General features: G+C 71.8%; 3 protein-coding genes and 1 pseudogene. 2 read left to right on the plus strand and 2 right to left on the minus strand.

The window, feature by feature from the left end; all coding sequences use genetic code 11:
* Window positions 1-1,359, plus strand: a 1,359-nt coding sequence (gene hemN / locus IQ216_RS12625; RefSeq protein ID WP_193815758.1) for an oxygen-independent coproporphyrinogen III oxidase, incomplete at its 5' end; no start/stop codon positions are given.
* Window positions 1,360-1,392: 33 nt separating this feature from the next.
* Here the strand turns inward: hemN and glmM are convergent.
* Both glmM and IQ216_RS12635 read right to left on the minus strand, forming a co-directional pair.
* The gene (glmM, locus tag IQ216_RS12630) at window positions 1,393-2,781 is read right to left on the minus strand and encodes a phosphoglucosamine mutase (RefSeq protein ID WP_193815759.1); all 1,389 of its coding nucleotides are present in this window, start codon (window positions 2,779-2,781) and stop codon (window positions 1,393-1,395) included.
* 56 nt (window positions 2,782-2,837) lie between these two features.
* The gene (locus tag IQ216_RS12635; protein WP_186697372.1) at window positions 2,838-3,053 is read right to left on the minus strand and encodes a hypothetical protein; all 216 of its coding nucleotides are present in this window, start codon (window positions 3,051-3,053) and stop codon (window positions 2,838-2,840) included.
* A gap of 53 nt (window positions 3,054-3,106) precedes the next feature.
* Between IQ216_RS12635 and IQ216_RS12640 the strand changes: the two are divergent.
* Window positions 3,107-3,506, plus strand: a pseudogene (locus tag IQ216_RS12640) (hypothetical protein); the annotation flags it as partial.

Raw genomic sequence — 3,506 nt, forward strand, 5'->3', positions numbered from 1 at the left:
ATGCCACCCGTCGCCTCCCCGCTCAGCCCGGTTGAGCTGCTGCTCAAGTACGACCAGCCCGTGCCGCGCTACACGAGCTACCCCACGGCAGCAGCCTTCAGCGGCGCCGTCGGGGAGGGCGAGCTCAAGGCCCAGTTGGCCCAGCCCAGCGGGGCACCGCTGTCGCTGTATGTGCACGTGCCCTTCTGCCGCCMTGCCTGCTGGTACTGCGGCTGCAACCGGGTCACCACCCAGCTGGGCTCCAGGGTGGTGGAGCMCTACCTGGCCTCCCTGGCCCGGGAGCTGGAGCTGATCAGCGCCGTGCTGCCCCAGCGGCGGCGGCTGGCCCAGCTGCACTGGGGGGGCGGCACACCCAACTACCTCAACTCCCAGGAAACGGCCCAGCTGTGGGCCCTGATCGCGCAGCACTTCGATCTGGAGCCGGAGCTGGAGGCCTCCATCGAGGTGAACCCCGAATTCCTCAGCCGCGATGCCGTGCTGCAGCTGCGGCAGCTGGGCTTCAACCGCCTCAGCTTCGGCATCCAGGATGCCGACCCCCGCGTGCAGCAGGCGGTGAACCGGGTGGTGCCGGTGGAGCAGCTGCGCCGGGTGATGGGCTGGCTGCGGGAGGCCGCCTTCGCCAGCGTGAATGTGGATCTGATCTGTGGCCTGCCGCTGCAGACCCCCGAGCGCTTCCGCCACACCCTGGACCTCGTGCAGGAGCTGCATCCGGATCGCATCTCGCTGTTCTCCTTCGCCTATCTGCCCCAGCAGCTGCCGCTGCAGCGCAGGATTGCCGCGGCCGATCTGCCCACGGCCCGCGATCGGATCACCATGCTCGAAGACGCCCAGCAGCAGCTCGGCGGCAGCGGCTACGAGGCGATCGGCATGGACCACTACGCCCTGGCCGGCGACAGCCTGGCCCGGGCTGCGCGGCAGGGCCGCCTGCATCGCAACTTCCAGGGCTACACCACCGGCGGCGAACTGGAGCTGCTGGGGGTGGGACCCACGGCCATCAGCCAGTTCCCCCATCTGTTCTCCCAGAACCTGCGCGATCTCAAGCAGTGGGCGGCGGCCCTGGAGCAGGGCCGGCTGCCGGTGGAGCGGGGTCTGGAGGTACGGGAGCCGGAGGTGCTGGAGCGGCGCGAGCTGATCCGCCAGGTGATGTGCTGCTTCGCGGTGGAGATGGATCTGCAGCGCTTCGGCGCCGAATGGCAGCGGCTGCAGGCCCTGGAGCGGGATGGTCTGGTGCAGCTGCAGCAGAGCGGCGGCCGCGGCCAGGCGCAGGTGACGACCCAGGGCCGCTGGTTGATCCGCACCATCGCCGCCGTATTCGATCCGCAGCAAAGCCGCCGGGCCAGCGGCTCACGGCTGCTCTGAGCGGGCCATCCAGCCGGCTGGTGGCAGCGGGGGCTAGGCCGGGTTGAGGTGCTGGGCGGCGAGGCCCGCCAGCCGCTCGGCCCAATGGGCCACCGCGGCGGGCTCGGAGGCCTCCACCATCACCCTGAGCAGGGGCTCAGTGCCACTGGCGCGCACCAGCACCCGGCCATGGCCGGCCATGGCACTCTCCGCCTGCTCCACGGCCTGGCGCAGCGGTTCGCACAGCTGCCACTGCTGGCGGCGGCGGCGATCCGGCACGGTCACGTTGACCAGCCGCTGGGGATAGGGCTGAAAACTGGCGTCGAGCCAGTCCGCCAGGCTGCGGCCCTCGCCGTGCAGAAGGGTGGCCACCTGCAGGGCGGTGAGCAGGCCGTCGCCGCTCATGCCGTGGCGGGCCGAGAGGATGTGACCAGACTGCTCACCGCCCAGCCCTGCCCCGAGCTCCTCCATCGCCCGGTGCACGTGCTGATCGCCCACGGGGGTGCGCTCCAGCACGCCGCCCTTGGCCTGCCAGGCCCTCTCGAAGCCCAGGTTGGACATCACCGTGGCGACGATCCGCTGCTGCGGCAGCAGGCCGTTGCCCAGCAGGGCCGAGCCCCACAGGTAGAGAACCTGATCACCATCCACGGTGCGGCCGCGGCCGTCAACGGCAAGCATGCGGTCGGCGTCGCCATCGAACCCGAAGCCCATGGAGGCGCCCTGGGCCAGCACCGCCTGGCGCAGCGGCTCGAGGTGGGTGCTGCCGCAGTTCACGTTGATCCTGGAGCCATCGGGCTCGCCGTGCAGCACGGTGACCTCGGCGCCCAGGGCCCGAAACACGTCCTCGCCACAGGCGGTGGCCGAGCCATGGCAGAGATCGAGCACGATCCGGCAGCCATCCAGCCGGCGGCCCTCCACGCTGTCCAGCAGGCTCTGGCGGTAGTCGGCCATCAGGTCGGCCCGCTGCAGAACGGTGCCGCTGCCGCTGAAGCCGACCGGCGGGGCTTCGCCCGCCAGGCCAGCCTCGATGGCGCTCTGCTGGGCAGCGCTGATCTTGGCGCCTGAGGCTCCAAACAACTTGATGCCGTTGTCGTGGGGAGGGTTATGGCTGGCTGACACCATCACCCCGCCGGCGGCACCGGCCCGACGGATCTCCCCGGGCACCGCCGGTGTGGGGCAGAGGCCAAGCTGCCAGACAGTGCGACCGGCGGCGGTGAGGCCAGCGGTGAGGGCCGCCGTGAGCATCGGCCCGCTGCGGCGGCTGTCCATGCCGATCACCACCGGCCCTTCAGGGGGAAGAACCTGGCCGGCCCAGTAGCCCAGCTGCAGGGCCAGAGCCGGTGTCACCAGGGTGCCGACATGGCCTCGGATGCCGTCCGTGCCGAATCCGGCCACCGCGTCGCCAAGGGGTTGACCCAGCGGATGGGGAGCCGTGTCGGCCATCGCAACGCATCGATTCGCCGCAGGCTACGTGCAGCCCAGGGGGAGGCCGATGCCGCTCAGCGCCAGCGCCGCGGCCACCAGATCCAGCGCTGCAGCTCCAGCACGGCCCAGAGCAGGAGCAGCCCCACCACCCAGCCAGGCAGCAGGCTGAGCGGCCAGAAGGGCCGCAGCAACAGCACGCCCCCAGCCAGGGCCCACACCCTCAGGGTCCGCAACCGCTGGCCCGCCCCCGGCAGGGTCGAGAGCAGGGGGGGCAGGGAAGGCAACCGCACCGGAGCGCCCGCGTCACTGCTCTCCAGAATGCCCTGCACTCGCCGCCGCGCTCTTGCGATCCCTCGCTCTGCTGCTCTCGCTCACCTGTCTGGGCAGCGGCGCAGCCCTGGTGCTCGGGCGGCAGCTGTTGCAGCAGCGGGCCTGGCCCGATCCCCTCGCCCCGGCGGCGGCCCTGGAGGCCCAGCGGCGGTTTGAGCCCGATCCGGTGCGTCGCCGCGAAGCGGCGCTGCTGCTGGTGGCTGCCGAGGAGCAGCGCCAGGAGGCCAGCCGTGGCAGCGGGGCGGGCCGCACCGACGCCAAGCCAGCCGGAGATGGCCAGGCCGGCGACCCGCAACGGATCGCCAAGCTGCTGCGCAACCAGGGCTGGGGCCGCGATCCCCTCGCGGCCGTGGTGCTCAAGCGGGCCGCCCAGAGCGCCGACCGCACGGGCGACCAGCTGTCTCTTATTCATA

It is taken from the genome of Cyanobium sp. LEGE 06143 (assembly GCF_015207535.1).
GTDB lineage: Bacteria > Cyanobacteriota > Cyanobacteriia > PCC-6307 > Cyanobiaceae > NIES-981.

Excerpts from the sequence above, each read along its gene's own strand:
- glmM (WP_193815759.1), bottom strand. The coding sequence starts at position 2,781 with ATGGCCGACACGGCTCCCCATCCGCTGGGTCAACCCCTTGGCGACGCG.